The sequence below is a fragment of the Rhizobium sp. SVR5-9E genome, assembly GCF_056755095.1.
The window spans coordinates 1-205 of record NZ_JBNDHS010000889.1; the positions used below are offsets into that span (position 1 = coordinate 1).

Consider the following 205-nt stretch of genomic DNA (forward strand, 5'->3'; position numbering starts at 1 on the left):
TCGAACGGCGGTACTGGCCGAAGAGATCGAGCAGCCAGGAGATATTGGCATCGCCCTCGGAGGTGTTGGTGGCGCCGCCGGTGGTGCGCCGCGAGCCCATCTGGCCTGCGACCGTGTGCGAGGCGCCAACCACCAGGCTCGGCAGCGAGCCGGCCCCGGCGACCGTCACATTGCCGGAGGCGGCGTTGATGCGCTCCATCGCCTG

Annotated in this window: 1 pseudogene; it reads right to left on the reverse strand. The window is 70.2% G+C overall.

The features are described 5' to 3' along the window. Window positions 1–205 (reverse strand): annotated as a pseudogene (locus tag ACPYOJ_RS37370) (efflux transporter outer membrane subunit); the annotation flags it as partial.